Annotated in this window: 17 protein-coding genes; 12 read left to right on the top strand and 5 right to left on the bottom strand. The window is 71.3% G+C overall.

Annotation, left to right across the window (positions count from 1 at the left end):
* Window positions 1-100: 100 nt before the first annotated feature.
* Window positions 101-949, bottom strand: coding sequence for a hypothetical protein (locus ACZ4U1_RS38500; RefSeq protein ID WP_467908823.1), 849 nt, complete (start codon window positions 947-949; stop codon window positions 101-103).
* Between the two features lie 171 nt (window positions 950-1,120).
* Here ACZ4U1_RS38500 and ACZ4U1_RS38495 point away from each other — a divergent pair, with 171 nt between their 5' ends.
* The 5 genes from ACZ4U1_RS38495 (at window position 1,121) to ACZ4U1_RS38475 (ending at window position 7,436) form a co-directional block, all read left to right on the top strand.
* Entirely contained in the window at window positions 1,121-2,323 is a 1,203-nt protein-coding gene (locus ACZ4U1_RS38495) for an argininosuccinate synthase (protein WP_467908822.1), read from the top strand.
* 141 nt (window positions 2,324-2,464) lie between these two features.
* A complete protein-coding gene (argH, locus tag ACZ4U1_RS38490; protein ID WP_467908821.1) occupies window positions 2,465-3,898 on the top strand; it encodes an argininosuccinate lyase in 1,434 nt (477 codons plus the stop codon).
* 73 nt (window positions 3,899-3,971) lie between these two features.
* Window positions 3,972-4,943, top strand: coding sequence for an aldo/keto reductase (locus ACZ4U1_RS38485; protein WP_467908820.1), 972 nt, complete (start codon window positions 3,972-3,974; stop codon window positions 4,941-4,943).
* A gap of 421 nt (window positions 4,944-5,364) precedes the next feature.
* On the top strand, window positions 5,365-5,916 hold the full coding sequence (locus tag ACZ4U1_RS38480) for a TetR/AcrR family transcriptional regulator (RefSeq protein WP_365704024.1): 552 nt from the start codon (window positions 5,365-5,367) through the stop codon (window positions 5,914-5,916).
* Complete coding sequence (locus ACZ4U1_RS38475; RefSeq protein WP_467908819.1) at window positions 5,913-7,436, top strand: MFS transporter; 1,524 nt, start codon at window positions 5,913-5,915, stop codon at window positions 7,434-7,436. Before ACZ4U1_RS38480 ends, ACZ4U1_RS38475 begins: the two co-directional genes overlap by 4 nt.
* Before the next feature lie 30 nt (window positions 7,437-7,466).
* Here ACZ4U1_RS38475 and ACZ4U1_RS38470 read toward each other — a convergent pair whose 3' ends face one another.
* Together ACZ4U1_RS38470 and ACZ4U1_RS38465 are read right to left on the bottom strand one after the other, a co-directional pair.
* On the bottom strand, window positions 7,467-9,095 hold the full coding sequence (locus tag ACZ4U1_RS38470) for a multicopper oxidase family protein (RefSeq protein WP_467908818.1): 1,629 nt from the start codon (window positions 9,093-9,095) through the stop codon (window positions 7,467-7,469).
* A gap of 101 nt (window positions 9,096-9,196) precedes the next feature.
* Window positions 9,197-9,868 carry a lysophospholipid acyltransferase family protein gene (locus ACZ4U1_RS38465; RefSeq protein ID WP_467908827.1) on the bottom strand — a complete coding sequence of 224 codons (672 nt, stop codon included), beginning with the start codon at window positions 9,866-9,868 and terminating at the stop codon, window positions 9,197-9,199.
* Window positions 9,869-10,213: 345 nt separating this feature from the next.
* Here ACZ4U1_RS38465 and ACZ4U1_RS38460 point away from each other — a divergent pair, with 345 nt between their 5' ends.
* The 3 genes from ACZ4U1_RS38460 to ACZ4U1_RS38450 all read left to right on the top strand — a co-directional run bounded on the left by ACZ4U1_RS38460 (window position 10,214) and on the right by ACZ4U1_RS38450 (window position 12,570).
* Complete coding sequence (locus ACZ4U1_RS38460; protein ID WP_467908817.1) at window positions 10,214-11,389, top strand: glycerophosphodiester phosphodiesterase; 1,176 nt, start codon at window positions 10,214-10,216, stop codon at window positions 11,387-11,389.
* Between the two features lie 131 nt (window positions 11,390-11,520).
* Window positions 11,521-12,027 carry a sigma-70 family RNA polymerase sigma factor gene (locus ACZ4U1_RS38455; RefSeq protein WP_467908816.1) on the top strand — a complete coding sequence of 169 codons (507 nt, stop codon included), beginning with the start codon at window positions 11,521-11,523 and terminating at the stop codon, window positions 12,025-12,027.
* Window positions 12,028-12,072: 45 nt separating this feature from the next.
* A complete protein-coding gene (locus ACZ4U1_RS38450; RefSeq protein ID WP_467908826.1) occupies window positions 12,073-12,570 on the top strand; it encodes a GNAT family N-acetyltransferase in 498 nt (165 codons plus the stop codon).
* Here the strand turns inward: ACZ4U1_RS38450 and ACZ4U1_RS38445 are convergent.
* Together ACZ4U1_RS38445 and ACZ4U1_RS38440 are read right to left on the bottom strand one after the other, a co-directional pair.
* Entirely contained in the window at window positions 12,560-12,979 is a 420-nt protein-coding gene (locus tag ACZ4U1_RS38445) for a hypothetical protein (protein WP_467908815.1), read from the bottom strand. The genes ACZ4U1_RS38450 and ACZ4U1_RS38445 overlap by 11 nt on opposite strands.
* A gap of 1 nt (window position 12,980) precedes the next feature.
* Entirely contained in the window at window positions 12,981-13,340 is a 360-nt protein-coding gene (locus ACZ4U1_RS38440) for a hypothetical protein (protein WP_467908814.1), read from the bottom strand.
* Between the two features lie 69 nt (window positions 13,341-13,409).
* Here ACZ4U1_RS38440 and ACZ4U1_RS38435 point away from each other — a divergent pair, with 69 nt between their 5' ends.
* From ACZ4U1_RS38435 to ACZ4U1_RS38420, 4 genes are all read left to right on the top strand, one after another.
* On the top strand, window positions 13,410-14,060 hold the full coding sequence (locus ACZ4U1_RS38435; RefSeq protein ID WP_467908813.1) for an HAD family hydrolase: 651 nt from the start codon (window positions 13,410-13,412) through the stop codon (window positions 14,058-14,060).
* A 344-nt stretch (window positions 14,061-14,404) separates the two neighbouring features.
* Entirely contained in the window at window positions 14,405-15,448 is a 1,044-nt protein-coding gene (locus ACZ4U1_RS38430) for a methionine ABC transporter ATP-binding protein (protein WP_467908812.1), read from the top strand.
* A complete protein-coding gene (locus ACZ4U1_RS38425; protein ID WP_467908811.1) occupies window positions 15,445-16,188 on the top strand; it encodes a methionine ABC transporter permease in 744 nt (247 codons plus the stop codon). The genes ACZ4U1_RS38430 and ACZ4U1_RS38425 overlap by 4 nt, the downstream gene beginning before the upstream one ends.
* Before the next feature lie 64 nt (window positions 16,189-16,252).
* A complete protein-coding gene (locus tag ACZ4U1_RS38420; RefSeq protein WP_467908810.1) occupies window positions 16,253-17,083 on the top strand; it encodes a MetQ/NlpA family ABC transporter substrate-binding protein in 831 nt (276 codons plus the stop codon).
* Window positions 17,084-17,291 lie beyond the last annotated feature (208 nt).

Raw genomic sequence — 17,291 nt, 5'->3', positions numbered from 1 at the left:
TCCTCCCCCCCCCCCCCCCCCCCCCCCCCCCCCCCCCCCCCCCCCCCCCCCCCCCCCCCCCCCCCCCCCCCCCCCCCCCCCCCCCCCCCGCCCCGTCGGCTCACTTGGTGAGCGTGCAGGCGGCCAGCGCGTCCAGGCCTGTCGGCTTGGCCGAGGTGCGGCCGATGGAGATGGCGATGCGGTCGATCGTCGAGACGCGCTTGTCCTTGAGGGGGCCGAGGATCGCGTTGTTGACGAAGTTCGGTCCGCCCTGGCCGACCGTGTCCTTCAGTCGCTTGTCGGCTTCCTGGATCTGGGTCTGGAGGAGGGCGAGGTTGCGGTCGACCTCGGCCTTGGCGGAGGCGGGGACGGCGGGCAGCCGTGAGGCGACGTCCGGGCAGGTGATCGTGCCGGCCGCACTGTTCCCGCCGGCCGGCGTGCCGGTGCCCGACTGCTGGTTCGCCGCGCCGCTCGGGGCGGCGGTGGCGGACGCCTGGCCGCCGCCCGCGCCGGCGTTCCCGCCCGCGTTCAGTGTGCAGGGCGCCAGCGCGTCCAGCCCGGCCGGCCTGGCCGCCGTACGGCCGATCGCCGTGGCGATGCGGTTGACGGTGGCCACGCGCTTGTCCTTGAGGGGGCCGAGGATCGCGTTGTTGACGAAGTTCGGTCCGCCCTGGCCGACCGTGTCCTTCAGTCGCTTGTTGGCTTCCTGGATCTGGGTCTGGAGGAGGGCGAGGTTGCGGTCGACCTCGGCCTTGGCGGAGGCGGGGACGGCGGGCAGCCGCGAGGCGACGTCCGGGCAGGTGATCGTCCCGGGGGCGGCCAGGGTGCGGGCGCCGGTCGCGCCGTCGCTCCTGGCCGGGGTGCCGGCGAGGGCGGAGCCGGCGATCACCGCGCCGGACAGCACCACGGCGGCGGCGCCGCCGATGACCGCCACGCGACGCTGGTTGTACTTCGGGAGAGCCCTGGACATGCGGATGCCTCACTCGGGTCGGGGGTGTCGTCGTCGGACGAACGCGGCGCCTGCGTTCGGCGAGGAGTACGAGAAAGCGGTTGCACATGTTCAACCCGACGGGAGATTGACGAATCATGCAGAGTTCTGCATACTCATGCATGTCAGCGAATGCACTGTGAGGAGAAACCCGTGACCGAGCGCGTCGTACTCGCCTACTCAGGCGGTCTGGACACCTCCGTCGCCATCGGCTGGATCGCCGAGGAGACGGGCGCCGAGGTCATCGCCGTTGCGGTCGACGTCGGCCAGGGCGGCGAGGACCTGGACGTCATCCGCAAGCGCGCCCTCGCGTGCGGCGCGGTCGAGGCCGAGGTCGCGGACGCCAAGGACGAGTTCGCCGACGAGTACTGCCTCCCGGCGATCAAGGCCAACGCCCTCTACATGGACCGCTACCCGCTGGTCTCCGCCCTGTCCCGGCCGACGATCGTCAAGCACCTGGTCGCCGCCGCCAAGAAGCACGGCGCCACCACCGTCGCCCACGGCTGCACCGGCAAGGGCAACGACCAGGTCCGCTTCGAGGCCGGCATCGTCGCCCTCGCCCCCGACCTGAAGTGCATCGCCCCGGTCCGCGACTACGCCATGACCCGGGACAAGGCGATCGCCTTCTGCGAGGACAAGCAGCTCCCGATCGCCACCACCAAGAAGTCCCCGTACTCCATCGACCAGAACGTCTTCGGGCGCGCCGTCGAGACGGGCTTCCTGGAGGACATCTGGAACGCCCCGATCGAGGACATCTACGAGTACACCTCCAACCCGGCCGTGCCGCGCGAGCCCGACGAGGTGGTCATCACCTTCAAGGAGGGTGTCCCGGTCGCCATCGACGGCAGGCCCGTCACCGTCCTGCAGGCCATCCAGCAGCTCAACGAGCGCGCCGGCGCCCAGGGCATCGGCCGGATCGACATGGTCGAGGACCGCCTGGTCGGCATCAAGTCCCGCGAGGTGTACGAGGCCCCCGGCGCGATCGCCCTGATCACCGCCCACCAGGAGCTGGAGAACGTCACCGTCGAGCGCGAACTCGCCCGCTACAAGCGGCAGGTCGAGCAGCGCTGGGGCGAGCTGGTCTACGACGGCCAGTGGTTCTCCCCGCTCAAGCGCGCCCTGGACGGCTTCATCAACGAGGCCAACCAGCACGTCACCGGCGACATCCGGATGACCCTGCACGGCGGCCGCGCCGTCGTCACCGGCCGGCGCTCGGAGGAGTCCCTGTACGACTTCAACCTCGCCACCTACGACACCGGCGACACCTTCGACCAGTCGGCGGCCAAGGGCTTCATCGACATCTACAGCCTGTCGTCGAAGATCGCGGCGCGGCGTGATCTTGCAGGCGGAGCCTGACGCAGACCTGGCGTAACACGCGCGGGTCACCTCGCACGCATCAGCCTGACAGCCGCCTCCCCGCCTGGAAGGGTGGGGAGGCGGTGGCACATCAGCGCCTGAACCCGAGCCCGTAATCGACAGCTTCGAGGAGCAACGCAAGTGAGCAGCAACACCGGTGACGTACGGCTCTGGGGCGGCCGTTTCGCCGACGGTCCGGCCGAGGCCCTGGCGAAGCTGTCCGCGTCCGTCCACTTCGACTGGCGGCTCGCCCCCTACGACATCGCCGGCTCGCGTGCCCATGCGCGCGTGCTGCACAAGGCGGGGCTGCTCACCGAGGACGAGCTGCAGCGCATGATCGCCGGGCTCGACCAGCTCGAAGCCGACGTCGCCGCCGGCACCTTCGTCGGCACCATCGCCGACGAGGACGTGCACACCGCCCTGGAGCGCGGCCTGCTGGAGCGGCTCGGCCCCGACCTCGGCGGCAAGCTCCGCGCCGGCCGGTCCCGCAACGACCAGGTCGCCACCCTCTTCCGGATGTACCTGCGCGACCACGCCCGGATCATCGGCGGCCTGATCGCCGACCTCCAGGACGCCCTGATCGGCCTGGCCGAGACCCACCCGGACGTCGCGATGCCCGGCCGCACCCACCTCCAGCACGCCCAGCCGGTGCTCTTCGCCCACCACGTCCTGGCCCACGTCCAGTCCCTGTCCCGGGACGCCGAGCGGCTGCGCCAGTGGGACGAGCGCACGGCCGTGTCGCCGTACGGCTCCGGCGCCCTCGCCGGCTCCTCCCTGGGCCTGGACCCGGAGGCGGTGGCGCAGGACCTCGGCTTCGAGCACGGCAGCGTCGGCAACTCCATCGACGGCACGGCCTCCCGCGACTTCGTCGCCGAGTTCGCCTTCATCACCGCGATGATCGGCGTCAACCTCTCCCGGATCGCCGAGGAGATCATCATCTGGAACACGAAGGAGTTCTCCTTCGTCACCCTGCACGACGCCTTCTCCACCGGCTCCTCGATCATGCCGCAGAAGAAGAACCCGGACATCGCCGAGCTGGCCCGGGGCAAGAGCGGCCGCCTGATCGGCAACCTCACCGGGCTCCTGGCCACCCTCAAGGCCCTGCCCCTCGCCTACAACCGCGACCTCCAGGAGGACAAGGAGCCGGTCTTCGACTCCTGCGACCAGCTGGAGGTGCTGCTCCCCGCCTTCACCGGCATGATCGCCACCCTCACGGTCAACCGCGAGCGCATGGAGGAGCTGGCCCCGGCCGGGTTCTCGCTCGCCACCGACATCGCCGAGTGGCTGGTCAAGCAGGGCGTGCCGTTCCGCGTGGCGCACGAGGTCGCGGGGGAGTGCGTCAAGGTCGCCGAGGCCGAGGGCAAGGAACTGGACGACCTCACGGACGAGCAGTTCGCGAAGATCTCGGCCCACCTCACCCCCGAGGTCCGCTCCGTCCTCAACGTGCCCGGCGCCCTTGCGTCCCGCAACGGACGCGGCGGCACGGCACCCAGCGCGGTCGCGGTCCAGCTGGCAGAGGTCAAGGCGGACGTAGCCGAGCAGCACGCTTGGGCAACGGCTCGGCAGCAGTCCTGAAGGCGCACCTCAAGGTCATCGCAGGTTACGTTGGTCGGGAGCCGAACCGGAGCCACATCCAACGGAGCCCGCGATGCCCTTCGCCCGACTGGCAACCGCAACCACCCCGACCTGCCACATCGGATTCGGCCTCGCCGCAGTGGGCCGCCCCGGCTACATCAACCTCGGCCGGGAAGACGACCTCGGGGACGACCGCAGCGCGGACGCGCTGCGCACCCGCACCCACGAACTCCTCGACGCGGCCTACGCACAGGGCGTCCGCTACTTCGACGCCGCCCGCTCCTACGGCCGCTCCGAGGAGTTCCTGGCCGACTGGCTGAACGCCCACCCCGACATCGACGACGTGGTCATCGGCAGCAAATGGGGCTACACCTACACCGCCGGCTGGTCGGCGGACGCCGAGACGCACGAGGTCAAGGACCACAGCCTCGCCGCCTACGAACGGCAGCGCGCCGAGACCGACGCCCTGCTCGGCGACCGGCTCGACCTCTACCAGATCCACTCGGTGACCCCGGACAGCCCGGCCCTCACCGACAAGGACCTCCACGCCAGGCTCGCGGAAGCCGCCGCCCAGGGGCTGACCATCGGCTTCTCCACCAGCGGCCCCGCCCAGGCCGACGCGATCCGCGCCGCCCTCGCGGTCACGGTCGACGGCGAGCCCCTCTTCCGTACCGTCCAGTCGACGTACAACATCCTGGAGCACTCGGCGGGCCCCGCCCTCGCCGAGGCGCACGACGCCGGGCTCACCGTGATCGTCAAGGAGGGCATGGCCAACGGCCGGCTGGCCGCACCGCACGCCCCGGAGGCGCTGAGGAGGGTGGCCGCCGCGACGGGACTCGGCTGCGACGCGGTCGCCCTCGCCTGGATCCTGCGGCAGCCCTGGGCCGGCGTCGTCCTCTCCGGCGCCGCGACCCTCACCCAGCTCGCCTCCAACCTCCACGCCCCCGCCGTCGACCTCGACACGGACCAGCTGACCTGCCTCGCCACGCTGGCCGAGGACCCGCGCGCCTACTGGGAGCGGCGCGGACAGCTCCCCTGGCACTGACGCACACGCCTGCGCCGGCACTGACGCACACGCCTGCCCTGGCGCGGGCGTGCACGCTTGCCCGGCGCGGGCGGGCACGCCTGTCCTGGCACGGGCGTGCACGCCTGCCCCTGGCACGGGCGGGCACGCTTGCCCTGGCACGGACGGGCACGCCTGCCCCTGGCACGGGCGTGCACGCTTGCCCCCGCACGGGCGGGCACGCCTGTCCTGGCACGGGCGTGCACGCCTGCCCCTGGCACGGGCGGGCACGCTTGCCCTGGCACGGACGAACACCCCTGCTCCGGCATGGACGAACACCCCGGCCCCCGCACGGACGGGCACGCCTGCCCCCGCACGGACGGACACGCCGTACGACCAGCTGGAATGAGTCACGCATGCCTTTGATGAGACAACTCTGTCTCATCTGGGCTACCCTTGTCTCATGGCCCTCGACCGTGACCACGTGCTGCGCAGCGCAGCCGCCCTGCTGACCCGTAAATCCACCGCGACCATGGACGAGGTCGCCAAGGCCGCCGGGATCAGCCGGGCCACGCTGCACCGGCACTTCGCCGGCCGGGACGCGCTCGTCCGCGCGCTGGAGCAGCTCGGCATCGCGGAGTGCGAGGGGGCACTGGACCGGGCCCGGCCGGAGGAGGGCTCCGCCGCCGAGGCCGTACGCCGGCTGGTCCGCGAGATCCAGCCGGCCGCCGGACTCCTCGCGTTCCTCTACGGCGAGAACCAGCTGTGGGAGGGCGACCGGCAGAACGAGGGCTGGCAGCGCCTCGACGCCCGGATCGGCGCCCTGTTCCAGCGCGGACAGCGCGACGGCGAGTTCCGTATCGACCTCAGCCCGGTCTGGCTCACCGAGGCCCTCTACGGGCTGATCGCCTCGTGCGCCTGGGCCACCCTGGACGGCCGCGTGGCCTCCCGGGACTTCCCGACCATGATCGCCGAGCTGTTGCTCGGCGGCGCTCTGCGAAGAGAGGAACCATGACCAGCACCCTGCAGCCGGCACAGGCGACCGAGGCGGTGAAGCGCCCGGGCCGCTGGCTCGCGCTCTCCGTGCTCGTCCTGGCCGTGCTGCTGGTGGCCGTCGACGCCACCGTCCTCGGCCTGGCGACCCCCTACATCAGCGAAGACCTCCACCCCTCCGGCACCCAGCTCCTGTGGATCGGCGACGTCTACTCCTTCGTCATCGCCGGTCTGCTGGTCTCCATGGGCAGCCTCGGCGACCGCATCGGCCGCAAGCGGATCCTGCTGGGCGGCGCCACCGCGTTCGGCGCGCTGTCCGTCCTCAACGCCTACGCGACGACACCGGAACTGATGATCCTCGCCCGGGCGCTGCTCGGTGTCGCCGGCGCGACCCTGATGCCCGCCACCCTGGCCCTGATCCGGAACATCTTCCACGACCCGCGCGAGCGCAGCCTCGCCGTCGGCATCTGGGGCGCCACCGCCTCCGCCGGTACGGCCGTCGGCCCGATCGCCGGCGGATTCCTCCTCGAACACTTCTGGTGGGGCTCGGTCTTCCTGATCAACCTGCCGGTGATGGCCGTCCTGGTCCTGGTCGGCATCCGCACCCTGCCCGAGTCCCGCAACCCGCACCCGGGCCCGTGGGACCTGAGCAGCGTCCTGCTGTCGCTGGTCGGCATGATCGCCCTCGTCTACGCCGTCAAGGAGGTCGCCACCCACGGCTTCACCGGGACGACCCTCGGCACCGGCCTGCTGGGCGCGGCGGCCCTGTACGGCTTCGTCCACCGCCAGCTGACGATGCCGGTCCCGCTGCTGGACATGCGGCTGTTCAGGCGCCGCGGCTTCAGCGGAGCGGTCCTCGCCGACCTGCTGACCGTCCTCGGCATGTCCGGCCTGGTGTTCTTCCTCTCCCAGTACCTGCAACTCGTCCAGGGCCGGCGCCCGTTGGAGGCGGGCCTGGCCGAACTGCCCGCGGCCGTCGGCGCGGTGGCGGCCGGTCTGGTCGCGGGCCGGGCCGCCCGGCGCTTCTCGGTCCGCACCGTCGTCTCCGGCGGCCTGGCCGCGGTCGGCATCGCCCTGGCGGCCCTGACCACGCTGGGCCGGTCCACCGGCTACCCGGTCCTCGGCGCCGCCCTGCTGGTGGTGGGGGTCGGCGCGGGCTTCTCCTTCACGGTGACCGCCGACGTCATCCTCTCCAGCGTCCCCAAGGACCAGGCGGGCGCCGCCTCGGCGGTCTCCGAGACGGCGTACGAACTGGGCGCGGCCCTGGGCATCGCCCTGCTGGGCTCGATCGTCACGGGCGTCTACCGCGACTTCACGGGCCCGGCCGGCACCCCGGCCGGGGCCCACGAGTCCCTGGGCGCGGCGGCCGAGGCCGCGGCGGACCTGCCCCCGCACCAGGCGGATGCCCTGCTCACCGCGGCCCGCGAGGCCTTCGTCCACGGCCTCCACCTGGCCTCCGGAGCGGGAGCGGTGGTCCTCCTGACGGCGTCGGCGGTGGCGTGGTTCCTGCTGAAGGACCAGAAACTGGACAGCACCGGCTGAGGCCATCCGGTCAGGGGCACGGGGGGACCGTCACTTCTTGTAACCCAGCACCGTCATCATCCCGCTCTCCGAGTGGTACTGGTTGTGACAGTGCAGCATCCACAACCCCGGATTGTCGGCATCGAAGTCGATCACCAGCTTCCGGTGCGGCAGCACCATCGCGGTGTCCTTGCGCGCCCCCACCGAGTCCAGCCCGACCACCGCGAAGGTGTGCCCGTGCAGATGCATCGGGTGCCACATGTCGGTGGCGTTGACGAGCGTCAGCCGCACCCGCTCGCCCGCGCGGACCGGGTGCCGCTGCTGGGGGGAGTACGGCTTGTGGTCGAACCCCCAGTCGAACTTCGCCATGGTGCCGGTGATCCTGATGCGCATCTCGCGGTCGGGGTCCCGGCGGTCCAGGGCCACGGAGTCGTCGGGGCGGAGGCGGCGCGCGGGGACGGTCTTGCCGTCGAGTTCGTCCAGGCGGACGTCGGCCGGGGGCAGTTCCCTGCGCCCCTTGACGGTGCGCAGCACGGCGAGGGCCCTGCCCTCCTTGCCCTCGGGCACGGCGACCAGCGGGAAGACCCCGTCCTTGGCGGTGATCAGCACGTCGTACCGTTCCGCCATGCCGATCAGCAGGGCGTCGGTCTTCTTGTGCTTCACGGGATAGCCGTCGGTGTGGGTGACGGTCATCGTGTGGCCGCCCAGCGCGACACGGAAGGCGGTCTCGGAACCGGCGTTGATGAAGCGCAGCCGCACCCGGTCGCCGGGCCGGCAGTGGAACACCGACGGGTTGCCGGGCAGGCGCCCGTTGACCAGGTAGTGCGGGTAGTCGACGCTGCCGCCCTCCCCGTGCAGCATGCGGCTGTGGGACCTGTGCAGCACCCGGTTGGGGCCCGTGGACTTCCGGGACGCCGAGGGATGCCCGCTCGGCTTCCGGTCGGGGCTCGGGCTGCCGTGGCCGGGTCCCATGGCCATCGACCCCATCTCCATGGCTCCGCCCGGCTTGAGCTGGCTCAGCACTCCGTCCGGGGTGGACCCCTCCACGCCGTCGAGCCAGTCGTCCAGGACCACGACCCACTCCTTGTCGTAGGAGAGGGGCTCCCTGGGGTCGTCGACGACGAGCGGCGCGTACAGGGCCCGGTCGGGCTGCATCCCCACGTGGGAGTGGAGCAGGTAGGTGCCCGGATGGTCGACCGCGAAGTGGTAGCGGAAGTCCGAACCGGAGTGGATGGCACGCTGGGTCAGGTCCGGCACGCCGTCCATGTCGCAGCGCAGCCGTACCCCGTGGGAGTGCAGGGTGGTCGTGGCGGGCAGCCGGTTGGCGAGGGTCAGGTCGAGTACGTCACCGGCCGTGACCCGCACCAGCGGGCCCGGCACCTCCTCGTTGTACGCCCAGGTGTGGACCGCCCGCCCGCCCAGGTCGAGGTGGGCTTCGGCGGCGGTGAACCGGAAGGTGCGTACGCGGCCGGCCCCCCGTTTCCGCTCGGCGGCCAGGACCTCGGGATCCGACGGGTTGACGTACCCCCGGGGCCCGGCCGGGACGAACTTCTCCCCGTCGCTCGCGCGTTGGGGGCCGGAGCTGGGCGCGGAACCGGAGCCGGTGCAGGCGGCCAGGAATCCCGCGCCGGCGGCGGCGATCGGGGTACGGAGCAGAGTACGCCGAGAAGGTTTGTACATGTCCTGAATCAGACATGTTGTGTGGTGATACGGCCGCTTTCATACGGCCGAATGCCCGATGTGTCGGCGGCAGATTCCACCGGCAGGCGGATGCAACCTGCTCAGGCGGCCTTGGCCTTGGTGGCGTACATGTCGACGTACTCCTGGCCGGACAGGCGCATCACCTCGGCCATGACGGAGTCCGTCACCGCCCGCAGCACATAGCGGTCCCGGTCCATGCCCTCGTACCGCGAGAACTCCATCGCCTCGCCGAAGCGGACGGTGACCCGGCCCGGCCGCGGGATGCCCCGGCCCCCCGGCTGCAGCTTGTCCGTGCCGATCACGGCGAACGGCACCACCGGCGCGCCGGTCATCAGGGTCAGGCGGGCGATACCGGTGCGGCCCCGGTACAGACGCCCGTCGGGCGACCGGGTGCCCTCGGGATAGATCCCGAAGATCTTGCCCTCCTCCAGGATCCGCCGGCCCGTCATCAGCGCGGCCACGCCGCCGCTCGCCCCGTCCCGGTCCACCGGGATCATGCCGACGCCGGTGAAGAACCACGCCATCAGCCGGCCCTTGACCCCCTTGCCGGTGACGTACTCGTCCTTGCCGATGAAGAACACCTGCCGCTTGGTGACCACCGGCAGCACGATGGAGTCGATGAACGTGAGGTGATTACCGGCCAGAATCACCGGGCCGTCTCCCGGGATGTGCTCCGCGCCCTCCACCTGGGGGCGGAACATCAGGCGCATGATCGGTCCGAGCACTGCCTTGATGAACGCGAAGCGGGACAACGCTTCCTCCGATGTCAAGGGGGGCGGTATGAGTCTGTGCAGGTGAGGACATTACTCGCGGCGCAGGGCCGTGCGCACATCGGGGACGCCCGGTTCACCGAGGCCTTACGAAGTATTGACGCGCGTTTACCTGCGGTGGCGTCCGGAGGACGGCGCGTAACAGCCTTGCGGGGATGTGACGGACATCGCGCGGACCGGGTGCCCCGCACCCGACGGACCGTCACCCCCCGCCGCGCGCAGGACACCCGACATCACCCGGGTGTTCGAACCAGAGCCTCCCCCCGGTCATGTGTACGACCCTACGATCGGCCCGCACCGACGAACGAACGCGGCAGGAGGGCGCTCATGGACAGCGACCAGGCGAACGGGCAGACGCAGGGAACGGGACGGCGGGCGCTCCTCGGCGCCGCGGTGCTCGGCGCGGGCGGAGCGGTCCTCGGGCTGCCCGGCACGGCCTGGGCCGACGGGAGCCGCACGGCCGGGCACGGCGGACGCGGGCTGAAGAGCCTGCCGGTACCGACGATCATCGGCCACCGCGGCGCCAGCGGCTACCGCCCCGAGCACACCTTCGGCTCGTACGACCTGGCCCTGGACCTGGGCGCCGACGTGGTCGAGGCCGGCGACCTGGTGCCCACCAAGGACGGCCACCTGGTCTGCCGGCACGAGCCGGAGATCGGCGGCACGACGGACGTCGCCTCCCATCCGGAGTTCGCCGACCGCAGGACCACCAAGGTGCTCGACGGGGTCCCCACCACCGGCTGGTTCACCGAGGACTTCACGCTCGCCGAACTGAAGACGCTGCGCGCCGTGGAGCGCATCCCGGCCAACCGCCCGCACAACACCCTCTACGACGGCCGCTGGGAGATCCCCACCTTCGAAGAGGTCCTCCGGTGGCAGGACGAGCAGACCCGCAAGCGCGGCAGGCAGGTCTGGATCTACCCGGAGACCAAGCACCCCACCTACTTCCGCAAGCTGGGCCTCGGCCTGGAGGAGCGGGTGGCGAAGCTGCTGCGCAAGTACGGCAAGGACGGCCGCAACTCCCCGGTCATCCTGCAGTCCTTCGAGCCCACCAGCATCCAGCGGCTGAACCGGCTGGTCGACAACCCGCTCGTCGTCCTGCTCTCCTCGGCGAACAGCCGCCCGTACGACTTCGTCGAGGCGGACGACCCGCGCACGGTCGCCGACCTCATCACGCCCAAGGGGCTGCGCGAGATCGCCGGCTACGCCCAGGGCATCGGCCCGACCCTGGACCTGGTCGTCCCGAGGAAGCCGGACGGCACCCTGGGCGAGCCGACCACGCTGGTCTCCGACGCCCACCGGGTCGGCCTGATCCTGCACCCCTACACCCTGCGGAACGAGAACCCCTTCCTGCCGGCCGAGTACCGCAAGGGCAGCGCCGCCGACGCCTACGGCGATGTCTTCGGAGCCTTCAAGACGTACTTCGCGACCGGGATCGACGGCGTCTTCACCGACAACGCCGACACCGGGCTGCTCGCCCGCGCCGACTTCCTGAACGGCTGACGGCCTTCCTGGACGGCTGACGGCCTCTCCGAAGCGCTGACCGCGTCAACCACGGCACCGTCCGGCACCCGTTCGGAGTGACTGTGCCCCGCCCCGGCAACCCCCTGCCGGGGCGGCTCGTCGTTCCGCATATGACGCACGACCTGGTTGCCGCCCTGCGCCCCCTGCTCACCGCCGAGGCCTCCGCCGAGGCATATGCCACCGGGGGCGAGCCCGGCGACCTGGAGCAGGCCGTCTGGCTCCGGCTCCTGGAGCGGCTGGAGACCGACGGGCCACCGCTGGACCCGCAGGGCTGGCTGCGCAGGGCCGTGCGCGCCGAGGCCCGCCGCAGCCGCCGCACCACCCGCCGGGAACGGCCCTACGACGCCGAACCGGCCGACGACCTCCGCCCCGGCCCCGAACAGCACGTCCTGACCGCCGCCCGGTACCGCGCCCTGCGCGACGCGGTGCGCAGGCTGCCCGGCCGCTGTCCCCGGCTCATCGAGGCGCTGCTCTCGCCGAAGGACCTGACATACCGGGAGATCGCGGGGGAGTTGGGTATCTCACAGGGCAGTCTTGGCCCGGAACGCTCCAGATGTCTGGGATGTCTGCGCCGATTGCTCACACCGGAGGTTGCGGCGTGCGAAGCGCGGGGATAGGAGTGGGGGACGACAGGTGATCAGGTGAGCGGGAGGCATGCGCACATGGGCATGAGCGTGACCATCTCGGTGGCGACCGAACAGGACGCGGAGCAGATCTTCCGGCTCCAGTACCTGTGCTTCCAGAGCGAGGCGGCGCTGTACGGCAACTACCGCATCGACCCGCTCGTGCAGACCCTGGACTCGGTCCGTCAGGAGGTCGCCTCCGACTGCGTCTTCGTCGCCCGGCTCGGCGACGAGGTGGTCGGCTCGGTGCGCGGCAAGGTCACCGAGGACGGCGCGGCGGCCATCGGCAAGCTCTGCGTCCACCCGCGCCTGCAGGGCCACGGCATCGGCGCGCGGCTGCTGCGCACGGCGGAAGCGGCCCTGGAGTCGGAGCGCGGCGCCAAGCGGTTCCGCCTCTTCACCGGCCACCGCAGCGAGGGCAACCTCCGCCTGTACCGCCGCGTGGGCTACCAGACGGTGGGCCGCGCCAAGGGCGCCGACGGCGTGGAGATGATCATCCTGGAGAAGCAGGCGGGACAGTACGCGGCTACGGCGTGACGGTGTGCCGTGACTTCCGCAGCCAGTACATCGCGGACAGCGGCAGCAGCACCGGAATGAAGAGGTAGCCGGCCCCGTAGTACGACCACACGGTCGTGTCCGGGAACGCCGAACGGTCGACCAGGGTCCAGGTGCCCACGAGGAGCACACCCGCCAGCTCGGCGGCGCAGCACACCAGCGCCGCCCTGCGGGCCGTCTCCCCGCCCCGGACGAGCGTGTAGGTGATGAAGCCGTACACGACACCGGCCACCGCCGACAGCGCGTAGGCCAGCGGCGCCCGGTCGAACTCCGTGCTGATCTGGTACGCGGAACGCGACACCGCGCCGACGACCATCACGCCGTAGAGCCAGACGAGCAGCATGCCCGGTCCGCTGATCAGCCGGGCCGGCTTCTCCTCCACCGCAGCCACCTCAGCCTCCCCAGATGTCATAGAGCCGTACTTCCAGAACGGCCAGCACCACACCGCCGGCGGCCACCGTCACCGAGCCCCAGCGGGTCCGCTCGGCCAGCGACATCAGACCCGACGCCGGCACACACGCGAACGCGCCCAGCAGATACGCCACGAAGATCGTCGTACCCTGCTCCGGCTTCTCGCCCCGCGCCAGCTGCACGACCCCGATCACCAGCTGTGCGAGGGCCAGCAGCGACACCACGGCCATACCGATGAAGTGCCAGTCCTTCGTCGGCTGGTCGCGGTACGCGGCCCAGCCGCACCACGCGGCGAGCAACAGCGCGGCGACCCCGGTCACCAGCGTCAGGGCATTGAGCATGCCGTGACCTTATTACGGCGGAAACGGCCCATCGCCGCCGCCCCCGCCGTACACCGTAGGGTCTAGACCATGACGATCCACGCGCACGCCCTCCTGTTCGACAACGACGGCACCCTCGTCTCCTCCCTCGACTCCGTCGAGCGCTGCTGGACCCGCTGGGCCCGGGAGTACGGGATCACCGCGGAGGAGTTCGCACGCGTGGAGCTGCACGGGCGGACGGCCGTCGAGATCGTCGCCGACCTGCTGCCCGCCCGCCTGGTGCCGGAGGCGGTGGCCCGGGTCGAGCAGCTGGAGGTGGAGGACGTACCGAACGGCGGGGTACGGCTGCTGCCCGGCACCCGTGCGTTCCTCGACTCCCTGCCCGCCGACCGCTGGGCCGTGGTCACCTCCGCCACCCGGCGCCTGGCCGAGGCCCGCCTGGACGCCGTGGGCATCTCCCCGAAGGCCCTGGTCTCGGCCGACGACGTCACCCGCGGCAAGCCCGACCCCGAGCCCTACCTGCTCGCCGCCCGGCAGCTCGGTGTGGACCCCGCCCACTGCGTGGTCTTCGAGGACGCCCCCGCCGGACTGCGGGCCGGCCGTGCCGCCGGCATGACCACCGTGGCGTTGGCCACAACCCACCGGGCGGAGGAGCTGGACGCCGACTTGGTGGTGCGGGACCTGTCGGCCTTGTCGGCACTGGTCACCGACGGGGGAGTGGACATCGCCGTCCGCGGCTGAGCCCCCGGCCACCGCTGTCCGCCGCTGTCCAGTATGCGGACAGCGGCGTCCGGTCAGGACCGTCCGTCTGGTTTACTGATCGCATGACCACGACGAGCTGCCGCACCCTTGCGACCGAGGCGACCATGACGCCCGGTGCTCGTTGTATGTGTCGCCTGATGTCTCGAATGTGCGCCTTCTAGAGGGCCCCCGCATCAGCTGAGCCTCGCGCCCCGAAGCGAGAGCCGTGGCCGTCCGTGCGCCGCAGACCGTACGTGACGAAGCTCCACCTTTCATGCCGGAACCGCATGCACCCGTGCCCGGGCACACCCACGCCCGCGCACTCGACAGTGACGGAAACCCACGTGATCACCACCTCGGGCCTGACCAAGGTCTACCGCTCCCGCGGCCGTGAGGTCACCGCCCTCGACGGCGTCGATCTCCACGTCCGCGAAGGCGAGGTCTACGGCGTCATCGGCCAGTCCGGCGCCGGCAAGTCCTCCCTCATCCGCTGCGTCAACCTGCTGGAGCGCCCCACCTCCGGCACCGTGACCGTCGCCGGGCAGGACCTCACCGCCCTGGCCGGCCGCGGCCCGCGCGCCGGCAGGGAACTGCGCCGCGCCCGCAGCCGGATCGGCATGGTCTTCCAGCACTTCAACCTGCTGTCCTCGCGGACCGTGCAGGACAACATCGAGCTGCCGCTGGAGATCCTCGGCCAGACGGGCCGCAACCGCTCCCGCAAGGCCCTCGAACTGCTGGACCTGGTCGGCCTCGCCGACAAGGCCAAGGCCTACCCCGCCCAGCTCTCCGGCGGCCAGAAGCAGCGCGTCGGCATCGCCCGCGCCCTCGCCGGCGACCCCAAGGTGCTGCTCTCCGACGAGGCCACGAGCGCCCTCGACCCCGAGACCACCCGCTCCATCCTCCAACTGCTGCGCGACCTGAACCGGCAGCTGGGCCTCACCGTCCTGCTCATCACCCACGAGATGGACGTCGTGAAGTCGATCTGCGATTCCGCCGCCCTCATGGAGCAGGGCCGGATCGTGGAGTCCGGCACGGTCAGCGAGCTGCTCGCCACGCCCGGCTCCGAGCTGGCCGCCGCGCTGTTCCCGGTCAGCGGCGAGCGCACCGGCGCCGACCGGACCGTCCTCGACATCACCTTCCACGGCGAGGCCGCCACCCAGCCGGTCATCTCCCAGCTCTCGCGCACCTACAACATCGACATCTCGATCCTCGGCGCCGCCATCGACACCGTCGGCGGCCTCCAGATCGGCCGCATGCGCATCGAACTGCCCGGCCGCTACGAGGACAACGTGGTGCCGATCGGATTCCTGCGCGAACAGGGCCTGCAGATCGATGTCGTCGGCCACGAGGGCGAGCAGCCCCTGCTGGTCAAGGAGGGTGCGAAGTGACCTGGTCCGAGATGCAGCCGGTGCTGTCCCAGGCGTGTTGGGACACCCTCTACATGGTCGGCTGGTCCACGCTGATCGCCATCGTCGGCGGCCTCCCGCTGGGCATCCTCCTCGTCCTCACGGACAAGGGCGGACTGCTCCAGAACGTCCTCGTGAACAAGGTCATCGGGCAGGTCGTGAACATCGCGCGCTCGATGCCCTTCATCATCCTCATGGTCGCGCTGATGACGTTCACCCGCTGGATCACCGGCACCACCATCGGCCGCGAGGCCGCGATCGTGCCGCTCGCCATCGGCGCGATCCCGTTCTTCGCCCGCCTGGTGGAGATGTCCGTCCGCGAAGTGGACGGCGGACTCGTGGAGGCCGTGCAGTCCATGGGCGGCAGCACCTGGAAGGTCGTCCGCAGCGTGCTCGTGCCCGAGGCGCTCCCCTCCCTCATCTCGGGCGCCACCACCACGATCATCGCCCTCATCGGCTACTCCGCCATGGCGGGCACCGTCGGCGCCGGCGGCCTCGGTGACGTCGCCGTCCGCTACGGATACCAGCGCTTCGAGACCGGCATGATGTGGATCACGGTGGCCATCCTGGCCGTCGTCATCTCCCTGCTCCAGGTCGTCGGCGACTTCGCGGCCCGCTCGCTGCACCGCCGCACCGGAGCCGGCGGCGGCCTCCTCCTCTTCCGCCCGCTGCGCGGCGTCTTCGCCGGCACGGTCGCCGCCGAAGCCGTCAAGAAGAGCTGACCCCCCCAGACTCCCCGTTCACCCGTACACGGGGTCGCACCACCCTTAAGGAAAGGCACTTTTCGTGCGTAACACCGCCAAGCTCACCACCGCCGTCCTCGCCGCCGGAGCCCTCACCCTCGGGCTGACCGCCTGCGGCTCCGGCAAGGACTCCGGCTCCTCCGACGCGAGCGGCCCGCTGGTCGTCGCCGCGAGCCCGACCCCGCACGCCGAGATCCTGAACTTCGTCAAGGACAAGCTGGCGAAGAAGGCGGGGCTCGACCTGGAGGTCAAGGAGTTCACCGACTACATCACGCCCAACACGGCGACCGAGGACGGCTCGGTGGACGCCAACTACTTCCAGAACCAGCCGTACCTGGACGACTTCAACAAGAAGCGCGGCACCCACATCGTGCCTGTCGTCACGGTGCACCTGGAGCCGCTCGGCCTGTACTCCCACAAGGTCAAGAAGGCCGACGCCCTCAAGAGCGGTGCGACCATCGCCGTCCCGAACGACGCCGTCAACGAGGCCCGCGCCCTGAAGCTGCTCGCCGCCAAGGGGCTCATCACCCTCAAGGACGGCGCCGGCACCGAGGCCACCCCGCAGGACATCACCAAGAACCCCAGGAACCTCAAGTTCAAGGAGGTCGAGGCGGCCCAGACCGCGCGCTCCCTGGACGACGTCGACGCGGCCGTGATCAACGGCAACTACGCCATCTCCTCCGGCATCAAGCCCGCCAAGGAGGCCCTGGTCCTGGAGTCGGCGAAGAACAGCCCCTACGGCAACTTCCTCGCCGTGAAGGAGGGCAACGAGAAGGACCCGCGCGTGAAGAAGCTCGCGAAGCTCCTCACCTCGCCCGAGGTCAAGAAGTTCATCGAGGACAAGTACCAGGGCTCGGTCATCCCGTCCTTCTGAGCCGTCAAGGGGGGACTGAAACCATGCGCACGTCCGTCGTCGCCGTGGCGGCCCTGGCCGCCCTCGGCCTCACCGCCTGCGGCTCCGGCACGGACTCCGGCAAGGGCGGTGGGGGGGGGGGGGGGGGGGGGGGGGGGGGGGGGAGGGGGGGGGGGGGGGGGGGGGGGGGGGGGGGGGGGGGGGGGGAGGAGCCAGAACGTAGAAGGGA

Source organism: Streptomyces sp. NPDC028928 (assembly GCF_055564915.1).
This window is presented reverse-complemented; position numbering and strand designations above follow the sequence as displayed.